We start from the raw sequence: 22,632 nt of genomic DNA, 5'->3' as shown, positions 1-22,632 counted from the left end.
CGCCGTCGCCCTTCTGCCCGGCGTGGACATGCCCAGCCTCCGCGCCCACGGATGGACATAAGGCCAATATGCCCATCGCCCGGCCACCCCGGAGGGCATGTCCGCAACGGGCCGGAGCACATGCCCACCCCATGCCCGCGGCGGAGCGCATGTGCAGCGGAACAGATGCGGGGCTGTCTGGCATGCGGTCACAATTCAGCAACCAAGGCGTCCCGGCGATAAACTGGGGTGAGAAGTTACGCCGTCGCGCCGTTTGGTTGCTTGGCCCAGACCCGATAATCCAGTGAGGGTGCGCGCATGAGTTTGCCCACTACCGAAGTCCATCCCGGACCGCAGCCACAGGAACTGCCCGCTGCTGCCGCCACGACGAAGCACCTTGTGGTGAAGAAGTTCGGCGGTTCCTCCGTGGCGGACGCCGAGGGCATTAAGCGCGTGGCCCGCCGGATCGTGGATGCCCAGAACGCCGGCGACGAAGTGGTCGTGGTGGTCTCGGCCATGGGTGACACCACCGATGAGCTGCTCGATCTCGCGGCCCAGGTCACCGACTCCGCCCCCGCCCGTGAAATGGACATGCTCCTTTCCGCCGGCGAACGCATCTCGATGGCACTGCTCGCCATGGCCATCAACAAGTTCGGCGCGTCGGCCCAGTCCTTCACCGGTTCCCAGGCCGGCATGATCACCGACGGCATTCACGGCAAGGCCCGGATCATCGACGTCGACCCGCACCGCATCCGCACCGCCCTGGACAAGGGCCACATTGCGATCGTCGCGGGCTTCCAGGGCATGAGCCGCACCACGAACGAAATCACCACGCTGGGCCGCGGCGGCTCGGACACGACGGCGGTGGCACTGGCCGCCGCCCTGGACGCGGACGTGTGCGAGATCTTCACCGACGTCGACGGGATCTACACCGCCGACCCGCGGGTCGTGCCCTCCGCCCGCAAGATCGACCGGATCTCCAGCGAGGAAATGCTGGAACTGGCGGCGTCCGGCGCCAAGATCCTGCACCTGCGCTGCGTCGAGTACGCCCGCCGTTTCGGCGTGCCGCTGCATGTCCGTTCTTCATTCAGCCAGAACGAAGGCACCTGGGTCATGCCCAGCGCCGACGACAAAATCACAACCCAAGAGGGAGTTGCCTTGGAGCAGCCAATCATCTCCGGTGTTGCACACGACCGTTCCGAAGCCAAGGTCACGGTCGTCGGGGTTCCCGACATCCCGGGCAAGGCTGCCGCGATCTTCCAGGTCATCGCCGATGCGCACTCGAACATCGACATGATCGTCCAGAACGTTTCCACGCACGGAACGGGCCGGACCGACATCTCCTTCACGCTGCCGATCGTCGAGGGCGCCGACGCCCTGGCCGCCCTGCACGCCGCGCAGGACCGGATCGGTTTCGAGAGCATCGAGTACAACGAGAAGATCGGCAAGCTGTCGCTGATCGGCGCCGGCATGCGTTCCCACCCGGGCGTCTCGGCGCGGTTCTTCGCGGCGCTGTCCGAGGCCGGGATCAACATCAACATGATCTCCACCTCGGAGATCCGGATTTCGGTCGTCACGCACGCGGACCTGCTCGACGACGCCGTGCGCGTGATCCACAAGGCCTTCGACCTGGACAGCGATGATGAGGCGAGGGTGCACGGCGGTACCGGCCGCTGAGTCACCCGCCGGGGGTTAGCCCCAGGAATTAACCGACGAAGGGAGCGGCATCTGCCGCTCCCTTCGTTATGCCCCCGGCGGGGCGCTGCTCAGACCTGCTCTTTCGGGAGGTCTTCCTTTCGGACAGCGTAGTGATGTCCGTGTGCGTCGGTTTCCACTTCAAAACCGGCGAGCTCCGCCTCGGAGGCCGTCTCGAACTCGTCATGCTTGTGAATGACCGGTGCCGAGTAGTCCCCTCGTGAGGCAGGGCCGAAAAGGAAGCGTGCCCATGAAGACGGGTGCAGGTGCTGCCTCAGGGCAGCCTTCTTCAGTGGAAGTGCCACAATTCCCACCCCCTCTCCCCTGTGCGGCCACGGGGAACGGCCGTGGCTAAGTGCTGGTGCCAGTGACCTTATTTTACGCCCGACGCCGGGGGAAAGGCATGGGTGCCCGCCTCCTGAAACTCCGCGGGGACGAGTCCGGGATCCGCGGGGACCGGCCCGGGAGCACGGCCGCAGGCGCAGCCGGCAGCGGCTTTACCGCAGCGACTTGTCCTCGGGGTTGCGCGGCACAACGTAGGTGCTGCCGTCGGGGCGGTGCAGGGTCTCCCACTGCTGGGTTTCGGCTTCGCGCCGGGCCAGCAGCTCACGGTTCTGCTCGGTCATCTCGTGCACCAGGGAGCTGCGGTTGGCGGGTCCGAAAATCATCCGGAGTTTGCCCATAGCGCGCATGAACCTCTGCGAGGCGTTTTCGGCTTTTTCCTTGGCCATCACTATCCACTCCTAAGAACGAGACGTTCCCATCAGTGTACGCTAATGATTAGTGCACTAACTATTCAAGGAGGGCCCACGTGGCGGATGTGACCGACGGAACCCAGGACGACCTCCTGCTGGAGCACCAGCTTTGTTTCGCGCTCACGGTGGCATCCCGCAGCGTCGTCGGCGCGTACAAGCCGGTGCTGGACAGGCTCGGACTCACCCACCCCCAGTACCTGGTGATGCTGTGCCTCTGGGAGTCCAGCCCCCGCTCCGTGCGCGACATCAGCGAGGCCCTCGCCCAGGAGCCCGCAACGATTTCGCCCCTGCTGCGCCGTCTGGAAGCGGCCGGCTTCATCACGCGCCAGCGGGTGCCCGGCGACGAACGGACCCTTGCCGTGGGACTGACCCCGCAAGGAGCTGCGCTGCGGCAGCAGGCCACCGCTGTGCCCGGCACCATGATGGACCGGCTGGGCCTGACCCGTGAACAGGTCAGCCAGCTGCACGCCTCCATGATGGATCTGATTGCGGCCACGAAGGCTGGTCCCAACGGCCCGGCTCGGCGGTAGACTGTGCAAAACACAGGAGGACTGCTGATGCGCAAGCAACTGAGCCACGCGGCGCTCGTTCTGATGGCGGTAGCCGGACTGGCCGCCTGCACGCCGGGCGGCGGAACCCCGTCGCCGTCGGCCACGTCCCCCGGCCCGACGGAGGCAAGCCCCTCCGCTACGGCCACCCCCTCGCCGGACACTGAAACGACGACGCCGGCCCCCTCGCCGTCTGCCGTACCCGTGACCTCCGGTCCCGGGGAAGGCAACGCCGAACTGGCGATCATGGTCAAGCCGTCCGAGACGGGCACACCCGCGAACTTCACCCTTGTCTGCCAGGGCGGGGTCCCGGCCGCCGAGAGTCAGCATCCCGATGCTGCCGCGGCCTGCCTGGCCGTAAAGAACAACGCGGCGGTGCTCAGTCCCGCGCCCCGGCCAACGGACCAGGCCTGCACCATGCAGTACGGCGGCCCGCAGGAGGCCACGGTCACGGGCGTGGTGGACGGCCGGGCGGTCGAAGCGACCTTCACGCTGCGCGACGGCTGCGAGATCGCGGCCTGGAATGCCGCCAAGGACGTCCTTGGCTCGACCGGCGGGGCTGTCTAAGCTGCACTGCCTCCCCCAGGAAGCCTGGCTGCAGCGCCAGGCCGCTCATCAGGCGCGAGTCCGGCGCTATGCGGATCCCTACCTCGCCCGGCGGTCCGCCGGGCGGAAGCACCCGGTCGAGGACTTCCTCTTCACCTACTACACCCAGAAGCCGGGCCAGCTGCTGCGCTGGCACCCGGGTGCCGGCGTCGTGCTCTCCGGTCCCGACGCGGCGGAGCGCACCGGCTGGAAGTACTACCGCACGCCCGACGACGGCGAACTCGCCGCCGCCGGCCTGCTGCCGGGCAGCGCGGCCGTCACGGTCGACGTCGAGGCGTTCGTCCGGGACCGGCGGGACGCACTGCAGTTCGCCGGAATTATCCTGGCCGGGACGGCGGCGCGGCCGGCGCAGTTCGGCTGCTTCGGGCTGCACGAGTGGGCGATGGTGTACCGGCAGGACAAATTCGAGCTCCGGCACGAGTACCTCCAGCTGCGGCTCGGCTCCGATCGGACCGACGAGGTGGTGGAGGAGAACCGGATCCGCTGCTCGCACTTCGATGCCTTCCGCTTCTACACGCCGGACGCCGTGCCGCTGAACAGCCTGGCGCCGAGCCGGGAGAACCAGCGGAGCATGGAACAGCCGGGGTGCCTGCACGCCAACATGGACCTGTACAAGTGGGCCTACAAACTCGCGCCGCTGCTGCCCAGCGACCTGGTGATGGACTGCTTCGAGCTGTCCTGGCGGATCAGGGCCATGGACATGCAGGCGTCACCCTACGACCTGGAGGAATGGGGATATCCCGCCATCCTGATCGAAACGGCAGAAGGAAAGGCCGAGTACGTTGAGCACCAGCGGGCCTTCTCCGACGAATCGCAGGAGCTGCGGCGCCGGCTGCTGCGGGAGCTCACGCCCCTGCTCCAGTCGGCGGGTTCCGGCCCCGGACCTGCTCCCGAACGCACGGAAGGACAGCAATGACCGCCGCCCACGAGATCGATCTCACCATCCGCCTGACCGAGGCCCCCGGCGCCCCGGAGCACGTCTTCCGGCTGGAGGCCAGCGGTGGAGCCCTCGCCGAGGGCTGCACCCTGCCGGATTCCGCCGCCGCCCTCGCGGCAGTCACGCAGCACGGGGAGGACATCTTCTTCCCCAAGCCTGGCCCGCCGAAGCTGTGCACCCAGCAGTACGGCGGCCCGCAGGTCGCCGTGGTGACCGGCTGGTTCCTGGGCCGGGAAGTCAGCAGCGAGTTCAGCCGCACCGACGGCTGCGAGATCGCCCGCTGGCGCACCATGGCGCCGCTGCTGGGCGGAGTTGCGGGCTCCACCGGAGCGATCTGAGCCGCCCCCGCGGAACGCCAGTGTTGGCCCCACCGGAAGTCTGAATGGCAGCTTAAAGGCCAATGGCCGGCGGTGGAAACCGCCGGCCATTGGCCTTTGCTATCAGGGTTGGACTCCGCCTAGATGGCGTTGTTCGGGCGGTCCAGCTCCTGGTTCAGGAACTTGGACAGCCCGGCCGAGCCGTCCGACGTCGGCGCGACCGCAGCCTCGCCGGCGCCATTCACCAGGACGCTGACGAACGTCGGCTCACTGGTTCCGGCAAAGGTGACCCGTCCGATGTAGGAGCCGGGCTCAAGGCCGGTCCAGTTCAGCGTGACCTTGCCGGCCTCGCCGTTGGGCAGCACCAGCGGGTTCGGCGTGAGCGTCGCATTCTTCTCATTGGCGCCGAGGACAGCCGCGTCCACCGATGCCTTGGTGGCCTGGTTACCCGGGCTGGAGTACAGGTTCGCGTAGATCGTGTACGAGCCGGCTGCCGGGTTCGGGATGGACAGCGACTCGCTGGCCGACGCCGTGGCGACCTGCTCGACACCCCGGGGGGTGACCACCCACATGTCGAAGTCCGAGGCCTCGTCAGAGGAGATGACCGAGAACTTGGCCAGCGGGACACCGGCAGGGACCTGCACCGTCTTGACGAACGTTGAGGCGTCAGCACGGCCGGTAAACGCACCCGGGATCAGTTCCACTGCGGAGGAATCCGCTTTGGAGAGTCCATCCAGCGTCATCGAGATCGGCTTGTCGGTGCCGGAGACAACGTTGATGTCACCGGAGCCGGTGCCGGCCTCCGAGGTGAAGGAGACCTCCTTGGCAGCCAGGACGGACTGCGGACGGACTGCGATCGGCGAGGTGACGGTCTTGCCCGCGCCCTCCCAGCTCAGGGAGCCCATAGCGAACTGGGCCAGAGCGGCTCCCTTGTTTTCGAAGCTCACCTTGAAGGTCTTCTTCTCGCCGGCGGCCTTGAAGTTCAGGGAGGCCGGAGCCACGCTGACCTTGATGCCGGGCACATTCGCCTGGACCTTGTAGACGCCCGGGGTCAGGGCAGTCAGCGTGCGGGTCACGGTGATTTTTCCGGTCAGGCTGCCCAGCGAGAAGGACGGAACGTTCATATCCCGCGGAAGGGTGCTGGACGCTTGGCCAATGTTGACCCCCGTGCCCTGGATGAACTTCAGGTAGTCCCCGAGGTTCGCGTCGTAGACCAGACCCGGATCGACCATGCGTGCCGGATCCACCTGGCCCGCGCCGGTGGCGTGGACGTCGGTGTTCTTGGAGCCGTCAGCGTTGACCACATTGCCTGCCGTGGTCATCATGGCGGACTTCACCGTGGCCGGGGACCAGTTCGGGTTCTTGCCCAGGAGCAGGGCGCCGAAGCCGGCAACATGCGGCGCGGCCATGGACGTACCGGACAGGAATCCGAAGTCGTCGCCGCCCGTGCCGATCGGTGAGACGCCGGCCAGGACGGCGACGCCGGGGGCGGCGACGTCAGGCTTGAGCAGGTCGGAGCCGGTGGCCAGCAGCGGCCCGCGGGAGGAGAATCCGGCGATCTGCGGCTGAGCCTCCAGCGCCAGCCCGGTGGTGTCCTTGGCTACCAGTGACACCGTGAGGGCCGGGTTGGCGGTGACCTTGGCCTTGATGGCCTCGGTGGCCGGCGGGTTCACGTGAACGGTCGGGACGGCGTGCTTGTCCGTGTCCAGCGAGGAGCTGCTGAGGTTCACCAGGATCATCCCGACGCCGCCGCCGCGGGCGACCTCGGCGCTCTTGGCGACGCGGTCGACAACACCACGGTCGCAGACGACGACCTTGCCGGCGACCTTCGCCGGGTCCAGCGTGCCGGGCCCGCACAGCGCGGGGGACGACGGCGGGGACGCTGCGGCCGCGTCGGCAGCCAGCACGACGCCAGCGTCCTTGACCTCTTTGTTCATGATGCTGGCGCCGCGGAACTTGGCGCCGTCGGCGAATTCAACCGTGCCCTGGAGCTCCTGGGAGAAACTGCTGGCCGCAACCGTGGTGACCCAAGGGCCGCCGTGGTTGACGGTGCTGGCCGTCGGTCCGGAGTTTCCGGCTGACGCGGCGACGAAGATTCCCGCGGTGGAGGCGCTCAGGAAGGCCACCGAAACGGGATCGATCACGGACGTCGCGGAGCCGGAGATGGAGTAGTTCAGCACATCCACCCCGTCCTCAATGGCCTGTTCGACGGCGGCCACGGACGCGGAGCTGTAGCAGCCGCCGGTGTTCGGGTCGGTGTCTTCCCAGCAGACCTTGTACACGGAGAGCTTTGCGGCGGGCGCGATGCCGCTGGTCAAGCCAAAGCTGCGGCCGTCGACGAACGTCTCGATGTTGGCGTTGCCCACGGCGGTGCTGCCGGTGTGGGTGCCGTGGCTGTCGACGTCGACCGGGGACAACAGCTCCTCCGGAGCACGGTTGGCCGGGGGCACGTTCGCCTCGAAGTCCTCCGAGAAGTAGTGGGCGCTGAGGACCTTGGAGTTGCAGGCCGAACCGTCGAAGTCCTCGCCCGCCTGGCACTCACCGGCGAAGATTTCTCCGTCGGACTTGAGCATTGCAATTTTGCCGTCGGCCGTCTTGTACGGCACACCAACGACGGGTTTGCCGACGAGGGGCTTGACCTCTTCGCCGGCGAAGAAGGCGCTGCCCGGGGTGTACCCGGTGTCGATGACGCCGACGACGACGCCCTTGCCGGCACCGTCCTGGCCGCCGAACTTGGTGTTCCAGGTGCCGTTTTCGCCGCTGAGCTTCAGGAAATCGGTGCTGGAGTAATCCGGGGCGTTTTCCGTGTCGGGGGAAACCATCAGGACGCTGGGATCCTTGGCGAGCTGGAGGGCCTGGTCCGTGGTGAGCGTGGCGCTGAAGCCGTTGACGGCTGCGGAGAACTGGCGCTTGATCTGCACGCCCTGCTGTCCGGCGATCTCGGCCTGCTTCTTTTCCAGGTGGGCCCGGTACTGCTTGACCTCGGCCTTCCCGGCGTCGAGTTTCTTGCCTGTCGCCGGCTTGGTGGCCGCAAAACCAGGCGTGCTGCCTTCGTAGCTCGCTGCCGGCTTCTCAGCCAGCTGGACGATGTAGCGCCCGTCCGGGTAGCTGCTGGGATCCAGATTCTTCTGTGCAACCTGGGCAACGGTGGATCCCGGTGCCGCGGTGGCGGGCGCGATCGCGACTGTTGACAAGAGGACCGGCAAGCCCAGGGTCAGTGCCATGGCCCTCCGGAGTCCCCCGCTTCGAAGGAAGCTCTTTCCTGGTGATTTCACGTGTGGTTGAACCTTTCATAAGGAACGGTCCCGACGGTGGTGCCGGGTCAACGGACTGGCCGGACAGAAAGAGCTGAGACTCTCACGGGCCCGACGGATACCAGCCGATTCATACAGTACAGACTGAGAGCCGGATATGACATAGCCCACAAAGGGTAAATCAAAATTTGTCAATCAAATCGACAAGACCCGGCGGACCGGCCACGCCCGGAGGGGCGCGGCCGGCCCTGCCGGGTCGGCCGATCGGGGACGGACTCAGGGCTCCGGAGGCGCTACTGGGGAGCCAGGGAACTCCAGCGCCCGCTACCGGCGGGGAGTTCTGACCACTTCGCTGATCCACTCGCGGGTCTTGTCATCCAGCGGCCCGGCGACATTGCTTTCCCGGGCTTTGCGGTCCGCTTTGATTTTTTGCAGCACCATCCGGCCCAGGCCGGCGAAAACGGCGGCAGCGACGACGGGCAAGACCATGGATTTTGATTTCTCAGACATGCGCACATCCTACTGACGGCGCACCGGTGTGACCATAGATCGGCGCAGGCCAGGCCGGGCCGCCGCGCGTTTGACGTGGGCGTCCCCCCGAGTGCTGTCCGGGCGGCCGGGCAGCTTCGTTCACACTTCCCGCCGCCAATGCGGCCGGACGCGCCGCGGCCGGTAGAATGGGCATGCAAGCTCGCGGAGCGCCCTTTCACGCTGTGTTCATCAAGCAGTCCTCACCACACAGCGGACCGGCGTGAGACGGCATCACTCCGCTGCGCCCTTACCCAATGCTCACGCACAGGAGTTGCCGGATGCCCCGGATCGTTGTCGACGTCATGCCCAAGCCCGAGATTCTCGACCCGCAGGGGAAGGCCATCGTGGGTGCACTCCCTCGTCTGGGCTTCACCGCGTTTAGTTCTGTCCGCCAGGGCAAGCGCTTTGAACTCACGGTCGATGGCGAGGTGACGGAGGAGATCCTGGCCCAGGCCCGGAACGCCGCCGAGACCCTGCTGTCCAACCCGGTCATCGAGGACGTCGTCAACGTCGAGGTCGTCGAGGCCTGAGATGACTGAACTTCCCCTGATCGGCGAGGCCGTCGCCGTCGCCGATCAAGCTCCTGATGTTCGCAAGCTCACGGGTGCGAGGATCGGCGTTGTCACGTTCCCCGGCACCCTGGACGACCGCGACGCCGTCCGCGCGGTCCGCCTGGCCGGCGCCGCCGCCGTGCCTCTCTGGCACGCCGACACCACCCTCGGCGACGTCGACGCCGTCGTGATTCCCGGCGGTTTCTCCTACGGCGATTACTTGCGTGCCGGCGCCATCTCCCGGTTCGCGCCGCTCATGGCCAGGATCATCGACGCCGCCAACTCGGACGCCAGGCTGCCCGTCCTGGGCATCTGCAACGGCTTCCAGATCCTCACCGAGTCGCACCTGCTGCCCGGCTCGATGATCAAGAACGACGGCCTGTTGTTCATGTGCCGCGACCAGATCCTGCGCGTGGAGAACAACACCACCGACTGGACCCGGGACTACGCCGTCGGCCAGGAAATCACTGTGCCGCTGAAGAACCAGGACGGCCAGTACATCGCGGACGAGAAGACCCTCGATGCCCTGGAGGCCGAGGGCCGGGTCGTGTTCCGCTATGTCGGCTTCAACCCGAACGGCTCCCGCCGCGACATCGCCGGCATTTCCAACGCCGCGGGCAACGTGGTGGGCCTCATGCCGCACCCGGAGCACGCCGTCGAGGCCGGTTTCGGGCCCGAAATCGGCTCCGGCACCGAGGGCCTCGGCTTCTTCACCTCTGTCCTGAACAAGATCGTGGGAGACAACAAATGACGGAGACGTCGACTGGCCGGACGGCCGGCACCGCCACCGAGACCAAGAAGTTCAACATCGACACCGTCGAGAACGCGGCCAAGACCCCGGACGTCGAACTCCCCTGGGCCGAACTCGGCCTGAAGCAGAACGAGTTCGACGAGGTCGTCAAGGTCCTGGGCCGCCGCCCGACCGGCGCCGAACTCGCCATGTACTCCGTGATGTGGAGCGAGCACTGCTCCTACAAATCCTCGAAGAACCACCTGCGCCAGTTCGGCGAAAAGGTCACCGACGAGATGAAGAAGGACATGCTGGTGGGCATCGGCGAAAACGCCGGTGTCACCAACCTGGGCGACGGCTGGGCCGTGACGTTCAAGATCGAGTCCCACAACTCGCCGTCGTTCGTGGAGCCCTACCAGGGCGCCGCGACTGGCATCGGCGGCATTGTCCGCGACATCATCTCGATGGGCGCCCGCCCGGTGGCTGTAATGGACCCGCTGCGTTTCGGCGCCATTGACCACCCGGACACGGCCCGCGTCATGCACGGCGCCGTGGCCGGCATCGGCGGCTACGGGAACTCCCTGGGCCTGCCGAACATCGGCGGCGAAATGGTCTTCGACTCCGTGTACCAGGGCAACCCGCTGGTCAACGCCCTCGCCGTCGGCGTCATGCGGCACGAGGACATCCGCCTCGCCAATGCCTCCGGCAAGGGCAACAAGGTGGTGCTTTTCGGCGCCCGCACCGGCGGCGACGGCATCGGCGGCGCCTCCGTGCTGGCCTCGGAGTCCTTCGACGACACCAAGCCGTCCAAGCGCCCCGCCGTGCAGGTCGGCGACCCCTTCGCCGAGAAGGTCCTGATCGAATGCTGCCTCGAGCTGTTTAAGGGCTCCCTGGTGGACGGCATCCAGGACCTCGGCGCCGCCGGCATTTCCTGCGCCACGTCCGAGCTCGCCTCCAACGGCGACGGCGGCATGGAAGTCGAGCTGACCTCCGTCCTGCTCCGCGACCCGACCCTGACCCCGGGTGAAATCCTGATGTCCGAGTCGCAGGAACGCATGATGGCCGTGGTCACCCCGGAGAACGTCGCCGCGTTTGAAGCGGTCATGGACAAGTGGGCTGTGGAGTACTCCTGGCTCGGCGAGGTGACGGATACCGGCCGCCTCATCATCACCTGGGAAGGCGACGTTATCGTCGACGTCGACCCGCGCACCGTAGCCCACGACGGTCCGGTCTACGACCGCCCGTACGCCCGCCCCGAGTGGCAGGACGCCGTGCAGGCCGATGCCTTCACCGGGTCCGTGCAGGACGCCGGCCGCCCGTCCGGCCCCGCGGAACTGGCCGCCGCCATCACCGAACTCGTCGCCTCACCGAACATGTGCGACAAGTCCTGGATCACCAACCAGTACGACCGCTACGTGGGCGGCAACACCGCCATGGCGTTCCCGGACGACGCCGGCGTGGTCCGCGTGGACGAGGAAACCGGTCTGGGCGTGGCCCTGGCCACCGACGCCAACGGCCGCTACACCTACCTCGACCCGTACCACGGTGCGCAGCTGGCGCTGGCCGAGGCGTACCGCAACGTCGCCACCTCCGGTGCCGTGCCGATGGCGGTCAGCGACTGCCTGAACTTCGGCTCCCCCGAGGACCCCGACGTGATGTGGCAGCTGGCCGAAGCCATCCGCGGGCTGTCGGACGCCTGCATGGTGCTGGGCATCCCGGTCACCGGCGGCAACGTCTCGCTGTACAACCAGACCGGCACCACCCCCATCCACCCGTCCCCCGTGGTGGCCGTGCTCGGCAAGTTCGACGACGTCGCCCGCCGCACGCCGTCGGGCTGGAAGGAAGACGGCCAGGCCATCTACCTGCTCGGCACCACGGCGGCGGAACTGGACGGCTCCGAATGGTCCAACATGCGCGGACACCTCGGCGGCCTGCCGCCCAAGGTTGACCTCGCCGCCGAGCGCGCCCTGGGTGAGATCCTGATCAACGCCTCCCGCGACGGCATGGTGGACTCCGCGCACGACCTCTCCGAAGGCGGCCTAGCGGCTGCCCTCGTGGAGTCCTCGCTGCGCTACGGCGTGGGTGCCCGGGTCGCGCTCCAGGATATCCTGGACCGCGACGGCGTGGACCTGTTCACAGCGCTGTTCTCCGAGACGCAGGGCCGCGCCATCGTGGCTGTGCCCCGCTCCGAGGAGATCCGCTTCACGGACATGTGCACCGCCCGCGGCTTCCCGCATCTGCGGATCGGCGTCGTCGACGCTGAGGGCGGCACGCTGGAGATCACCGGCGTCGAGACCATGAACCTCGAATCCCTCCGCGAAGCCCACGAGGCCACCCTGCCGAAGTACTTCGGCTAGCCCCCACCGCCCCACGCACCACCATCGACTGCTCCGCAACTGCCCTTCTGAACCCTCAGAACGGCGGTTTCGGAGCAGTCGATGTGGTTTAACGGCCCGGCCGCCAGCCGGCCTGGACCAGCGCGGCCCGGACCTTGGCCACGGCAGCCTTGGCGTCATTGTGCATATGCCGGTTGGAGATCCGGACCTCGGTCCAGCCGAGGGCCGTGTACCGCTCGGATCGGGCGATATCCCGGACAATCTGTCCCTCTTCGCCGTGCTGCTCGCCCTCGTACTCGATGCCGATCCTGTATTTCCGGTACGACAAGTCGGGTTCGTGGTGCCGCGTTCCTGCATCGTCGACGATCGGCACGTTCAGTTCCGGTTCCGGAAGACCGCCCCGGACAATGGCAAGTCTCAGCATGGATTCCTGCGGCGAATCCGAGCCCACGCGTATGAGCCTTATGGCCTCCCGCGCCCTGCGGATTCCTCGCTTTCCCCTGTGGCGGTCGATCATCCGCTGCAGATCCGCGAGGCTGCATAACGGCATGTCCCTGCCCTCGAACTCGAGCCGGGGGACGCGGACGCAGCTGTCGCCGGCCACCACAAGTTCGTCCACGGTCAGCATTTCGGCGAGATCCAGCCAGGTTCGCTCCGGTGTGGTGAGGGGAATCCCGTCCAGGAGCGTGATCTCGTCGTCGTAGAGCTTCATGCGGTGAACGATGACATGCGGACGGTTGAGATGGGCTGCACCCTCGGGTCTGATCACGTGATACATCGGCGGTCCCTCCTTTTGACGCCGCGCCGGAAGCGAACCAAGCTCCGCCGCGGTGAGGTGCGACGCGGCGCATCGCTCATTGACCTCAATGAATGGCCGCACCCTCACGCTCAACGGAATCCCCGGCGTCGGGCTCTGGGAACGAATCCCCTTCCCCAGCGCTGCGAGGGAGCGGTGGCGGAGCCGCTTGGGCGACACTCCGGCCGCGGCGGCTTCCACAACGGTGAAGGGGCGTCCACGGAAATCGTCCGGCAGCGGGCGTGCGGTTTTCATGGCTTCATGAGACCAGAACCGCGGGAACGCCGCAGAAGTTATCCACACCACCCAATCCGCTGCTCCACAGGTGCCGTTATGACACCTCATAAGGGCACCTATGGAGCAATCGATGGTTTTAGTCGTCGCTGCGGAGTTCGCGCTGGCGGGCGCTGAGCAGTTCCAGTTCCGGCCGCGCCGCGACAAAGCGTTCGACGGCGGCCAGCACCTCGACGAGGTGCGCCCGGTCCGCCGCGACGAGCCCGACGCCGATCACCGTGCGGCGGTACTGATTGTGCAGTCCGGCCTCGGTCGCGGAGACGTCGAAGCGGCGCTTGAGCTCGGCGAGCACCGGGCGCACCACGGAGCGCTTCTCCTTCAGGCTGTGGACGTCTCTGAGGAGGACGTCGAATTCAATCCAGCCGATCCACATGCATTTATCCTAGCGAGTGCTCCGTAACTGCCGTTTTGGGGTGCCAAAAGGGCGGTTACGGAGCAACCGACGGGGGTTAGATGGTGAGCTCGCCCATCCGGTCCCAGCCCTCGCCGTCGAACTGGCGGCTGATGATGTGCGGCGTCTCCCGCAAAGCCTGGGGCATGACCGCCATGGCCTGCTTGAAGTGTGCGCTGTTGACGTGGTCCCCGGCGGCGTCGTCCTTGAAGGCCTCGACCAGAACGAATTCGTCGGGGTCCTCCACGCTGCGGGACCAGTCGAACCACAGATTGCCCGGTTCCTGGCGGGTCGCCTGGGTGAAGTCGTGCACGAGGCCGAGCCAGCGGTCGGACCAGTCGGGCTTGACCTTGAATTTGACGACAATGAAGATCATGGGAACTGCCTTTCGGTATGGCGGGACGGTCTTCCATTCTTGCAGTCCGAGGGACCGGTCTCAGCAAGCCTCGATCGCCTCGCGGGCCAGTGCCTGCTGCCGCGGGGTGCCCACGCGGTCCGCCCACTGCGCGGCGAGCTGGAACTCCACCATCGCCTCGGTGCAGCGCCCGGCGTCGTGCAGCGTCCAGCCCAGGTTGTTGTGAAGGGCCACGAGCCACCGTCTGGTCCGCTCGTCGTGCACGGCGGACGCGTATTCCAACGCGCTGCGGGTCCACGTCTCGGCGTGGCCCGCATCGGCGATGGAGAGCATGTGCAGCGCGTCCACGGCCAGGAATTCCTCGCCCAGGTGGTCCGCGAGTTCGGCGGCCTGTTCGAAGAGCGGCACGGCCATCTCCGCGTTCCCGCTGGAGTTCAGCACCCGGCCGCGCTCCAGCAGCACGCGGACCGCCACCGTGGGTTCGTCGCCGTCGACCGCGTCCAGCAGCGCGTCGGCTTCCTCGAACCGGCCCTGCAGGCCGATCGCGCGGCCCAGCTGGGTGGTCAGCTCGGCGCGTTCGTCGGCGTCGTAGGCCGGATCGGCCGCTGCCGCCCGGAAGCGGGCTTCCGAGGCCTGCGGGTCCTCGAAGTTCCAAAGTTCATCAAGCGTGGTTTGATTCAGCATTGCCTGCTCCTGATCGGCTCTCACCTGCGGCCAGTTGACGTGCACTGTCAATGTATCGGGAAGTGATGAGCCTTTGGGCGGCCTTGGCCGCTGCCCCGCCGGCGGCGTAGAACCAGTTGGAGTGCCTGCTGAAGGCGGTGATGGTGAAGGTCACGGCGCCGGCGGCGTCGATGGAGACCTCAAACGCTTCCTCGCCGCGCTCCGGATGGCCGGGGAGTGTGCCGTAGCCGAACCCTGCCGACTGCGCCGTGTTTCCGGAGACCGGGTGCCGGACCCACACGACCTCGCACGGCGCCTTGATCCGGAAGGGCCCGATGCCGAAGCCGCTGACAATCCGGGAGCCGGACTCCACCGCCTCGGTTTCGGTACGGACCCGCAGCCCGGACCGGCGCTGGATCTGCCAGTTGAGGATCCCGTCGGCGACGCGGCGGTAGGTTTCGAAGCCCTCGCCCAGGTGGGTGCTGGCCCGGGACCGGTCGAAGCCCTCCGGAGCCCGGCCCTCGCTGGTGAATCCGATGCCGGGGTAGTTCAGGTCGCCCCGGGCGATCCGCGCGGTCACGCCCGGCCGCCGTCGGCCAGCCGCGCCCAGCCCAGCTGCTCCTGCTGGCGGCGGCTCAGCTGGGCCACCACGAGGTCGTAGGAATCCTCCACCATGTCACGCACCATCGCATCGGGCAGGGTCCCGTCCAGGCGCACCCCGTTCCAGTGCTTTTTGTTCATATGCCACGCTCCGGTGATCTCCGGGTGCGCCGCGCGGAGCTGTTCGGCCAGGGCGGGCTCGCACTTCAGGCTGACGGAGAGGTCGGCCGCCGCCAGGGCGGAGAGGGCGAACATCTTGGCGGCGTGGCGGGCGCCGCCGGACACTGCGGCCCGCACCTTGAACACCGATGTCTCGGGCCCGAACGGGAAGTCCTCGAAGGCGCCGGGAAAGCCCAGGCAGATTCCCCGGAGTTCAGCTGCATCCATGTGCCGAGCCTACTGGCCGGCCCGGACATTCTGCAGGCATTACTGCCGGGACGGCCGGCCGCTCCGGTTCCAGCGGGAGTCCGGTCAGAGGCCGAAGCGCCTGGCGTCCTGCGCGGGGCAGGCGTTCATGATGACGTCAAGCCCGGCGGCCTTCGCCCGGGCCGCGGCAGCTTCGTCGATGACACCGAGCTGCATCCAGACAGCCTTGGCGCCGACGGCGATCGCCTGGTCCACCACGGCCCCCACCTTCCGGGAATTCACAAAGCAGTCGACGACGTCGATCGGCTGCTTCTCGGCGGGAATGTCGGCGAGCGCGGCGTAGCCGGTTTCCCCGTGCACGGGATCGGCCGGCAGATTCACCGGAATGATCTCCATCCCGAGCCGGTCCCGGATGAACAGGGACGTGTCATAGGCGGCACGCCACTGGTTCGTGGACAGTCCGACAATGGCCCACCGCCCCTTGGTGCGCATGAGCTTTTCGAGGACTGCCGGATCGTTGACGTGGGCCATGAGCACAGCCTAACCGCCACCGCGCCTGGTCACGGCCAACGACAGGACTTCCGAGGGGCACTGCAATCCGAACAATTGACCGACACTTCCGCCCCGAAGGGCATCTGGCCGAATATTACGCGACAAATCCTCGGAATTTGAGGAAACGCCGCCGATCCGTTTTAGTTGGGAAGGACCATCCCGAGCGGCCAAGAGACCTGGATCCATGACGCCGCAGCAACCCTGATCGCAGGGTGCTACCGCCAGGACCGATGGAGTATCCCAATGACAACTGCCCTTTCCTCGCCCGCGCGCACAGTGCACCAAACAGCCCCGGCCAGCCACCCGGCCACGGAAGCCGAGCGCCTCGCCTTCTGGGAGGAGGCGGCCCTCCGGCTGGACTGGGAGGACATTCCCGGTCAGGACAAACCCTGGCACACCACCCACCGCCGGGTCCCGGCCGACGTCGGCGCCGGCACCGGCCCGGACATCACCTGGTTCGACGGCGGCCGGCTCAACGTCGCCTACAACTGCGTCGACCGCCATGTCGCGGCGGGACGCGGGGACAAGGCGGCCCTGCACTTCGAGGGCGAGCCCGGGGACCGCCGCACCATCACGTACGCCGGGCTGCAGCGCGAGGTCTCCCGGGCCGCCAACGCCCTGCTGGACCTGGGCATCACCAAGGGCGACCGGGTGGTCATCTACCTCCCGGTCATCCCGGAAACCGTGATCATCACCCTGGCCGTGGCGCGCATCGGCGCCATCCACTCGCTCGTCTTCGGTGGCTTCTCCGCCGAAGCACTCAGGTTCCGGGTGGAGGACACGGGCGCCAAACTGCTCGTCACCACCGACGGGCAGTTCCGCCGCGGCGTCGCCGTGCCGGTCAAGGACAACGCGGACGCGGCCGTCGCCGGGGACAACGCCGTCGAGCACGTCCTGGTGGTCAACCGCACCACCGCACCGGAACTACTGGACACCGTCCCGATGACCGCGGGCCGCGACGTTTGGTGGCATGACGCCGTCGGGCAGGCCTCCGCGGACCACACGCCGGAAGCCTTCGACGCCGAAACGCCGCTGTTCATCATGTACACCTCCGGCACCACCGGCAAGCCCAAGGGTCTGGTCCACACCTCCGGCGGCTACCTCACCCAGGCGTCCTGGAGCTTCGAGCACCTCTTCAGTAACCCGGACCCCGCCCTCCGCGACGCCGACGTCCACTGGTGCACGGCGGACCTCGCCTGGGTCACGGCCCACACCTACGAGCTCTACGGCCCCCTCTCCAACGGCGCCACCCAGGTGATCTTCGAGGGCACGCCGAACACTCCGCACCCGGGCCGGCACTTCGAAATCATCGAACGCTACGGCGTCACGCAGTACTACACCGCGCCCACCCTGATCCGCTCGCTGATGGGCTGGTTCCCGGACGGCGTCCCGGCGGGCTACGACCTCTCCTCCATCCGCCTGCTCGGCACGGTCGGCGAAGCCGTCAACCCCGAGGCGTGGCGCTGGTTCCGGAAGAACGTCGGGTCCGGCACGGCTCCGGTGGTGGACACCTGGTGGCAGTCCGAAACCGGCGCCACCATCCTCTCCCCCGCGCCGACCGACACCGAGTTCAAGCCCGGCTGCGCCGCCCGGCCGCTGCCCGGCGTCAGCACCCGGATCGTGGACGACGCCGGCAACACGGTCCCGCCGGGCGTCCAGGGCTTCATTGTGGTGGACGCCCCCGGCCCCGCCATCGCCCGCACCGTCTGGGGCAATCCGCAGCGTTACTTCGACTCCTACTGGCGCCAGTACGCCGACCAGGGCTGGTTCCTCGCCGGTGACGGCGCCAAGTACGACGACGACGGCGACATCTGGATCCTCGGGCGGGTGGACGACACCCTGAACGTCTCCGGACACCTGCTCTCCACGATCGAGATCGAATCGGCCCTCGTCTCGCACCCCGACGTCGTGGAGGCCGGCGTCTGCCCCGTCGCAGACCCGAAGACCGGCCACGCCGTCGTGGCGTTCGTGGTGCTGAAGAGTTCGGACGCGATGTCCTCGCGCCGCTTAGACACACTCGCTCGTTCCTCGCTCGCGCGATGCGCGGCTACCGAGGACATCGCGTCCGAATTGAAGGCGCACGTCGCGAAGGAGATCGGGCCGATCGCTAAGCCGCGCGATGTCGTCGTCGTCGAGGATGTGCCGAAGACCCGCAGCGGCAAGATCATGCGCCGGCTGCTGACCCAGCTGTTCGAAGGAACCACGCTCGGTGACACGACCTCGCTGCAGAACGAACCGTCGATCGCCGGCATCCAGACCGTCCTGCGTGAACGCAATGACCAACTCGAAATACCCCAGAAGTAAGGAACATCCATGACTGACATCAGCAACGTCGCCCGTCTTTCCGATCCGCTCAAGTTCGCCTACTGGGTTCCGAATGTCTCCGGCGGCCTCGTGGTCTCCACCATCGAACAGCGCACCGGCTGGGACTTTGAGTACAACAAGAAACTGGCCCGGATCGCGGAGAACTCCGGCTTCGAGTACGCCCTGACCCAGACCCGCTACGCCGCCTCCTACGGCGCGGACAAGCAGCACGAGGCCACCTCCTTCAGCCTCGCGCTGCTGGCCGCCACCGAGCGGATTAAGGTGATCTCCGCCGTCCATCCGGGCATGTGGCACCCCGGTGTGCTGGCGAAGTTCATCATCACCGCCGACCACATCTCCAACGGCCGCGCCGCCGTGAACATCGTCTCCGGCTGGCTCAAGGCGGAGTTCGAGAACTTCGGCCTCGAATGGCTCGAGCACGACGAACGCTACGTCCGCACCGAGGAGTTCATCAAGGTCCTCCGCGGGCTCTGGACCGAGCAGGACTACAGCCAGTCCGGCAAGTACTACAACATCAACAATTTCACCCTGAACCCGGCACCGGTGGACGTGCCGGGCCGGGCGCACCCGGAGATCTTCTTCGGCGGCAACTCCACCGCCGCGCAGGCCACGGCCGGCCGCGTGGCGGACTGGTACTTCTCCAATGGCAAGGACCTCGAAGGCTTCAAGGAGAACATCGCCGGCGTCGTCGCCGCGGCCGGCGAGACCCGCCGCGGGACCGACGGGGCGCTCCCCAACCCGAAATTTGGCCTGAACGGCTTCGTCATCGCCCGCGACTCCGAGAAGGAGGCCCGGGACACCCTCCGCGAGATCGTCGCGAAGGCGCACAAGCCCGCCGTCGAGGGTTTCCGCGCCGCGGTCCAGGAAGCCGGCGCCTCCACGAAGGACGGCAAGGGCATGTGGGCCGACTCCAGCTTCGAGGACCTGGTCCAGTACAACGACGGCTTCAAGACCCAGCTGATCGGCACCCCGGAGCAGATCGCCGAACGGATCGTGGAGTACAAGAAGATCGGCGTGAACCTGTTCCTCACCGGCTACCTGCACTTCCAGGAGGAGGTCGCGGCCTTCGGCCAGGACATCCTGCCGATCGTCCGCGAACTCGAAGCCGACCTCGCCCGGAAGAACGGCACGGAACTGGACCTGTCCGGCACTCCGGCAGCTCCGGCCGGCACTGCCAGCGAGCTGGTGAACGCGTAATGGCCGACCGCACGTTCGGTTTCCGCACCCGCGCCCTGCACGCCGGAGGAACGCCCGACGCCGAGCACGGCGCCCGGGCCGTGCCGATCTACCAGACCACGTCCTTCGTGTTCAAGGACGCCCAGGACGCCGCCAACCTCTTCGCGCTGCAGAAGTACGGCAACATCTACTCCCGGATCGGCAACCCCACGGTCGCCGCGTTCGAGGAACGCATTGCGTCCCTGGAGGGCGGCATCGGCGCGGTGGCCACGTCCTCGGGCATGGCCGCGGAGTTCATCACCTTCGCCGCGCTCACCCAGTCCGGCGACCACATCGTCGCGGCCTCCCAGCTGTACGGCGGCACCGTGACCCAGCTGGACGTTACGCTGCGCCGCTTCGGAGTGGACACCACGTTCGTCCCCGGCACCGACCCGGCGGACTACGCCGCGGCGGTCCGCGAGAACACCAAGGCAATTTTCGTCGAGGTGGTCGCCAACCCGTCCTCGGAGGTCCAGGACCTGGAGGGGCTGGCCAAGGTCGCGCGCGACGCCGGCATCCCCCTCGTCGTCGACGCCACCCTGAGCACCCCGTACCTCGTGCGGCCGATCGAACACGGGGCGGACATCGTGATCCACTCCGCCACCAAGTTCCTCGGCGGGCACGGCACCACCCTCGGCGGCGTCATTGTCGAGAGCGGCCGCTTTGACTGGGGCAACGGTAAGTTCCCCACCATGACCGAGCCGGTCGCGTCTTACGGCAACGTCTCCTGGTGGGGGAACTTCGGCGAGTACGGCTTCCTGACCAAGCTCCGCTGCGAGCAGCTGCGCGACATCGGACCCGCGCTGTCGCCGATGTCCGCGTTCCAGCTCCTGCAGGGCGTGGAGACCCTCCCGCAGCGCCTGGACGAGCACCTCAAGAACGCCCAGGCCGTGGCGGAATGGCTCGAAGCCGACGAGCGCGTGGCCTACGTGAACTTCTCCGGCCTGCCTTCGCACCCGCACTTCGAGCGGGCGAAAAAGTACCTGCCGCTGGGACCGGGATCGGTGTTCTCCTTCGGCGTGAAGGGCGGCCGGGCCGCGGGCCAGAAGTTCATCGAGTCCCTGCAGCTGGCCTCGCACCTGGCCAACGTCGGCGACTCACGGACCCTGGTGATCCACCCGGGCTCCACCACCCACCAGCAGCTCAGCCCGCAGCAGCTCGAATCCGCCGGTATCCCCGAGGACCTGATCCGGATTTCGATCGGTCTGGAAGACATCGAGGACATCCTCTGGGACCTTGACCAGGCCCTGGACGTGGCGTCTTTCATGGGGGCCGACGGTGTATCCGCGGAAGCGGCGCATCGCGCCGCCGAGGAACGAGGCGGTGTGTCTAAGCCGCGTGCGGATGCACCGGAGGCCGACACCTGCACAATCGGAGCGAACTGATGACCATTGAAGAGCGCACCTGGGCCGGACCGTCGGCGCCGGAGCGGCTGAACCTGCTGCGGCAGGCGAAATCGATCGCGATTGTGGGCGCCTCGGATAAGCCGTCCCGTGCGAGCTACTTTGTGGCGACCTACCTGCAGTCCTCCACGCGCTACAAGGTGTACTTCGTGAACCCGGTGGTGAAGGAGATCCTGGGCGAGAAGACCTACGCCTCGCTCGCGGACCTGCCCGAGAGCCCGGACATCGTGGACGTGTTCCGCAAGCACGGTGACCTGCCGGGAGTCCTGGACGAGGCCATCGCTGCCGGCGCCAAGACGCTCTGGCTGCAGCTCGGCTCCTGGCACGAGGACGTCGCGAAGGAAGCGGAAGCTGCCGGGCTCGACGTCGTGATGGACCGCTGCGTGAAGATTGAGCATGCCCGGTTCCACGGCGGCCTGCATCTGGCCGGCTTCGACACGGGGGTCATTTCCTCGAAGCGGCAGGTCCTGGCCTAGCCGCGCTGACTTGACCCCCGCCCTGCGCGGGCGGGGGTCAAGGCTCTGCCGTGTCCGATTCCTCCGGCATAACTACCGTGTAGGCCTCGACTCTTCGGTCCGTGACCGTGGTCGGCGACTCCAGGTGCACGGCCCCGGAAGGCAGGATGCCCGCGCCGCCGAACTTCTCCATTACCCGCCACTGTGCCACAACGTCCTCGCCGCAATGCTCCGGGGGCAGCAGATGCCAGAAACTGAAGCCGCCGACGTCGGCCAGGGCCTCGCGGTCGTACATGGCGCAGCCGCCCAGCCACGCCACCCGGTAGGGAACCCACTCACCCGGGCGCAATCTTAGGTCGGCGGCCAGATGGCTGAGGTTCGCTGCGTTGTGCGGCGGCCAGCGCCTAAATCCCGGGGCGTCCGGCCGGATTCGTTCCGGTGAAACGGTTCCTTCCCACCGCTCGAAGGTCACAACCTCGTGCGGTCTCCGGTCCTGGAGGAAGGACAGGCCCTGGGGTGCCATTCCGACAAAGCCGCAGCCTAACTCCCGCAGTGCGTCGTGCATACAGTGCAGCGCGCCCGGTTCCAGCCATATATCGTCATCCAGGAACAGGCAGTGACCCGTCCGCGCCTGCTCCAGCAGGAAGTGCCGGTGCTCGGCCAGACCGCGCCGGGGTTCATGGCGCAGCGCCACCACTTCGCGTCCCTGGGCCTGCAGGACACGGATCATCGCCGCCGGGGCGGGGTGCTGCCAGGCCGGCTGCTCGCGCGACTGGTCGCTGATCACCACCCGGAAGGACGGCTCGTCCTGGGCCGCCAGGCCCGCCAGGGTGACCCCCAGCTCGGCTGGACGGTCGCAGGTCGGAATCAGCACGTCGACGCTCGCGGGCTCGGCGGACACGTCGGGTTCCTGCCCCCAGGATTCCGACGTCCTCTGGCTCATCTAAACCCCCCGTCATCAATCCCGTTCCGGGCGCA

Annotated in this window: 24 protein-coding genes; 12 read left to right on the top strand and 12 right to left on the bottom strand. The window is 67.4% G+C overall.

Annotated elements, in window-relative coordinates; genetic code table 11:
- Window positions 1–297: 297 nt before the first annotated feature.
- Complete coding sequence (locus J2W14_RS10120; protein ID WP_307461918.1) at window positions 298–1,656, top strand: aspartate kinase; 1,359 nt, start codon at window positions 298–300, stop codon at window positions 1,654–1,656.
- A gap of 89 nt (window positions 1,657–1,745) precedes the next feature.
- Here J2W14_RS10120 and J2W14_RS10115 read toward each other — a convergent pair whose 3' ends face one another.
- A complete protein-coding gene (locus J2W14_RS10115; protein ID WP_370871255.1) occupies window positions 1,746–1,952 on the bottom strand; it encodes a hypothetical protein in 207 nt (68 codons plus the stop codon).
- A gap of 219 nt (window positions 1,953–2,171) precedes the next feature.
- Window positions 2,172–2,405, bottom strand: a complete 234-nt coding sequence (locus tag J2W14_RS10110; RefSeq protein WP_307461911.1) for a hypothetical protein — start codon at window positions 2,403–2,405, stop codon at window positions 2,172–2,174.
- Between the two features lie 80 nt (window positions 2,406–2,485).
- Here J2W14_RS10110 and J2W14_RS10105 point away from each other — a divergent pair, with 80 nt between their 5' ends.
- Genes J2W14_RS10105 through J2W14_RS10090 form a run of 4 tightly spaced genes read left to right on the top strand, consistent with a single transcriptional unit; the run spans window position 2,486 to window position 4,858 of the window.
- Window positions 2,486–2,959 carry a MarR family winged helix-turn-helix transcriptional regulator gene (locus J2W14_RS10105; protein ID WP_307461907.1) on the top strand — a complete coding sequence of 158 codons (474 nt, stop codon included), beginning with the start codon at window positions 2,486–2,488 and terminating at the stop codon, window positions 2,957–2,959.
- 27 nt (window positions 2,960–2,986) lie between these two features.
- Window positions 2,987–3,544 (top strand): SSI family serine proteinase inhibitor, encoded by a 558-nt coding sequence (locus J2W14_RS10100; RefSeq protein ID WP_307461903.1) that lies wholly within the window; start codon window positions 2,987–2,989, stop codon window positions 3,542–3,544.
- Window positions 3,501–4,499 carry a 3-methyladenine DNA glycosylase gene (locus tag J2W14_RS10095; protein ID WP_307461900.1) on the top strand — a complete coding sequence of 333 codons (999 nt, stop codon included), beginning with the start codon at window positions 3,501–3,503 and terminating at the stop codon, window positions 4,497–4,499. Before J2W14_RS10100 ends, J2W14_RS10095 begins: the two co-directional genes overlap by 44 nt.
- The gene (locus J2W14_RS10090) at window positions 4,496–4,858 is read left to right on the top strand and encodes a serine protease inhibitor (protein ID WP_307461897.1); all 363 of its coding nucleotides are present in this window, start codon (window positions 4,496–4,498) and stop codon (window positions 4,856–4,858) included. Before J2W14_RS10095 ends, J2W14_RS10090 begins: the two co-directional genes overlap by 4 nt.
- Window positions 4,859–4,977: 119 nt before the next feature.
- Here the strand turns inward: J2W14_RS10090 and J2W14_RS10085 are convergent, their stop codons facing one another.
- Window positions 4,978–8,061: a S8 family serine peptidase gene (locus tag J2W14_RS10085; protein WP_307461894.1), complete on the bottom strand. Its 3,084-nt coding sequence runs from the start codon at window positions 8,059–8,061 to the stop codon at window positions 4,978–4,980.
- A 354-nt stretch (window positions 8,062–8,415) separates the two neighbouring features.
- Window positions 8,416–8,601, bottom strand: coding sequence for a hypothetical protein (locus tag J2W14_RS10080; RefSeq protein WP_307461891.1), 186 nt, complete (start codon window positions 8,599–8,601; stop codon window positions 8,416–8,418).
- A gap of 299 nt (window positions 8,602–8,900) precedes the next feature.
- On the opposite strand from J2W14_RS10080, the gene purS reads away from it, so the two are divergent.
- Genes purS through purL form a run of 3 tightly spaced genes read left to right on the top strand, consistent with a single transcriptional unit; the run spans window position 8,901 to window position 12,260 of the window.
- On the top strand, window positions 8,901–9,152 hold the full coding sequence (gene purS / locus J2W14_RS10075) for a phosphoribosylformylglycinamidine synthase subunit PurS (RefSeq protein WP_011690410.1): 252 nt from the start codon (window positions 8,901–8,903) through the stop codon (window positions 9,150–9,152).
- A 1-nt stretch (window position 9,153) separates the two neighbouring features.
- Window positions 9,154–9,924 carry a phosphoribosylformylglycinamidine synthase subunit PurQ gene (purQ, locus tag J2W14_RS10070; protein WP_307461887.1) on the top strand — a complete coding sequence of 257 codons (771 nt, stop codon included), beginning with the start codon at window positions 9,154–9,156 and terminating at the stop codon, window positions 9,922–9,924.
- The gene (gene purL / locus J2W14_RS10065; RefSeq protein ID WP_307461885.1) at window positions 9,921–12,260 is read left to right on the top strand and encodes a phosphoribosylformylglycinamidine synthase subunit PurL; all 2,340 of its coding nucleotides are present in this window, start codon (window positions 9,921–9,923) and stop codon (window positions 12,258–12,260) included. The genes purQ and purL overlap by 4 nt, the downstream gene beginning before the upstream one ends.
- A gap of 88 nt (window positions 12,261–12,348) precedes the next feature.
- On the opposite strand, the gene J2W14_RS10060 is transcribed toward purL, so the two are convergent.
- The 7 genes from J2W14_RS10060 to J2W14_RS10030 form a co-directional block, all read right to left on the bottom strand.
- Window positions 12,349–13,290, bottom strand: a complete 942-nt coding sequence (locus J2W14_RS10060) for a hypothetical protein (RefSeq protein ID WP_307461883.1) — start codon at window positions 13,288–13,290, stop codon at window positions 12,349–12,351.
- 118 nt (window positions 13,291–13,408) lie between these two features.
- On the bottom strand, window positions 13,409–13,702 hold the full coding sequence (locus J2W14_RS10055) for a DUF503 domain-containing protein (RefSeq protein WP_307461880.1): 294 nt from the start codon (window positions 13,700–13,702) through the stop codon (window positions 13,409–13,411).
- Window positions 13,703–13,778: 76 nt separating this feature from the next.
- On the bottom strand, window positions 13,779–14,096 hold the full coding sequence (locus J2W14_RS10050; RefSeq protein WP_307461877.1) for a putative quinol monooxygenase: 318 nt from the start codon (window positions 14,094–14,096) through the stop codon (window positions 13,779–13,781).
- A 60-nt stretch (window positions 14,097–14,156) separates the two neighbouring features.
- Window positions 14,157–14,759, bottom strand: coding sequence for a hypothetical protein (locus tag J2W14_RS10045; protein WP_307461874.1), 603 nt, complete (start codon window positions 14,757–14,759; stop codon window positions 14,157–14,159).
- Window positions 14,737–15,318 carry a DUF1990 family protein gene (locus J2W14_RS10040; protein ID WP_307461872.1) on the bottom strand — a complete coding sequence of 194 codons (582 nt, stop codon included), beginning with the start codon at window positions 15,316–15,318 and terminating at the stop codon, window positions 14,737–14,739. Before J2W14_RS10040 ends, J2W14_RS10045 begins: the two co-directional genes overlap by 23 nt.
- Window positions 15,315–15,725 carry an MmcQ/YjbR family DNA-binding protein gene (locus tag J2W14_RS10035; RefSeq protein ID WP_307461870.1) on the bottom strand — a complete coding sequence of 137 codons (411 nt, stop codon included), beginning with the start codon at window positions 15,723–15,725 and terminating at the stop codon, window positions 15,315–15,317. Before J2W14_RS10035 ends, J2W14_RS10040 begins: the two co-directional genes overlap by 4 nt.
- An 84-nt stretch (window positions 15,726–15,809) precedes the next feature.
- Window positions 15,810–16,235 carry a CoA-binding protein gene (locus J2W14_RS10030; RefSeq protein WP_307461867.1) on the bottom strand — a complete coding sequence of 142 codons (426 nt, stop codon included), beginning with the start codon at window positions 16,233–16,235 and terminating at the stop codon, window positions 15,810–15,812.
- Between the two features lie 264 nt (window positions 16,236–16,499).
- Between J2W14_RS10030 and acs the strand changes: the two genes are divergently transcribed.
- Genes acs through J2W14_RS10010 form a run of 4 tightly spaced genes read left to right on the top strand, consistent with a single transcriptional unit; the run spans window position 16,500 to window position 21,675 of the window.
- On the top strand, window positions 16,500–18,560 hold the full coding sequence (gene acs, locus J2W14_RS10025; RefSeq protein WP_307461863.1) for an acetate--CoA ligase: 2,061 nt from the start codon (window positions 16,500–16,502) through the stop codon (window positions 18,558–18,560).
- A 9-nt stretch (window positions 18,561–18,569) separates the two neighbouring features.
- Window positions 18,570–19,778, top strand: coding sequence for a dimethylsulfone monooxygenase SfnG (sfnG, locus tag J2W14_RS10020; RefSeq protein ID WP_307461860.1), 1,209 nt, complete (start codon window positions 18,570–18,572; stop codon window positions 19,776–19,778).
- The gene (locus tag J2W14_RS10015; protein WP_307461857.1) at window positions 19,778–21,181 is read left to right on the top strand and encodes an O-acetylhomoserine aminocarboxypropyltransferase/cysteine synthase family protein; all 1,404 of its coding nucleotides are present in this window, start codon (window positions 19,778–19,780) and stop codon (window positions 21,179–21,181) included. Before sfnG ends, J2W14_RS10015 begins: the two co-directional genes overlap by 1 nt.
- Complete coding sequence (locus J2W14_RS10010; protein WP_307461852.1) at window positions 21,181–21,675, top strand: CoA-binding protein; 495 nt, start codon at window positions 21,181–21,183, stop codon at window positions 21,673–21,675. Before J2W14_RS10015 ends, J2W14_RS10010 begins: the two co-directional genes overlap by 1 nt.
- Before the next feature lie 37 nt (window positions 21,676–21,712).
- On the opposite strand, the gene J2W14_RS10005 is transcribed toward J2W14_RS10010, so the two are convergent.
- Window positions 21,713–22,555, bottom strand: coding sequence for a glycosyltransferase family 2 protein (locus J2W14_RS10005; protein WP_307461850.1), 843 nt, complete (start codon window positions 22,553–22,555; stop codon window positions 21,713–21,715).
- Between the last annotated feature and the right edge of the window lie 77 nt (window positions 22,556–22,632).

The organism is Pseudarthrobacter oxydans, assembly GCF_030812335.1.
Classification (GTDB): Bacteria; Actinomycetota; Actinomycetes; order Actinomycetales; family Micrococcaceae; genus Arthrobacter; species Arthrobacter oxydans_B.
This window is presented reverse-complemented; position numbering and strand designations above follow the sequence as displayed.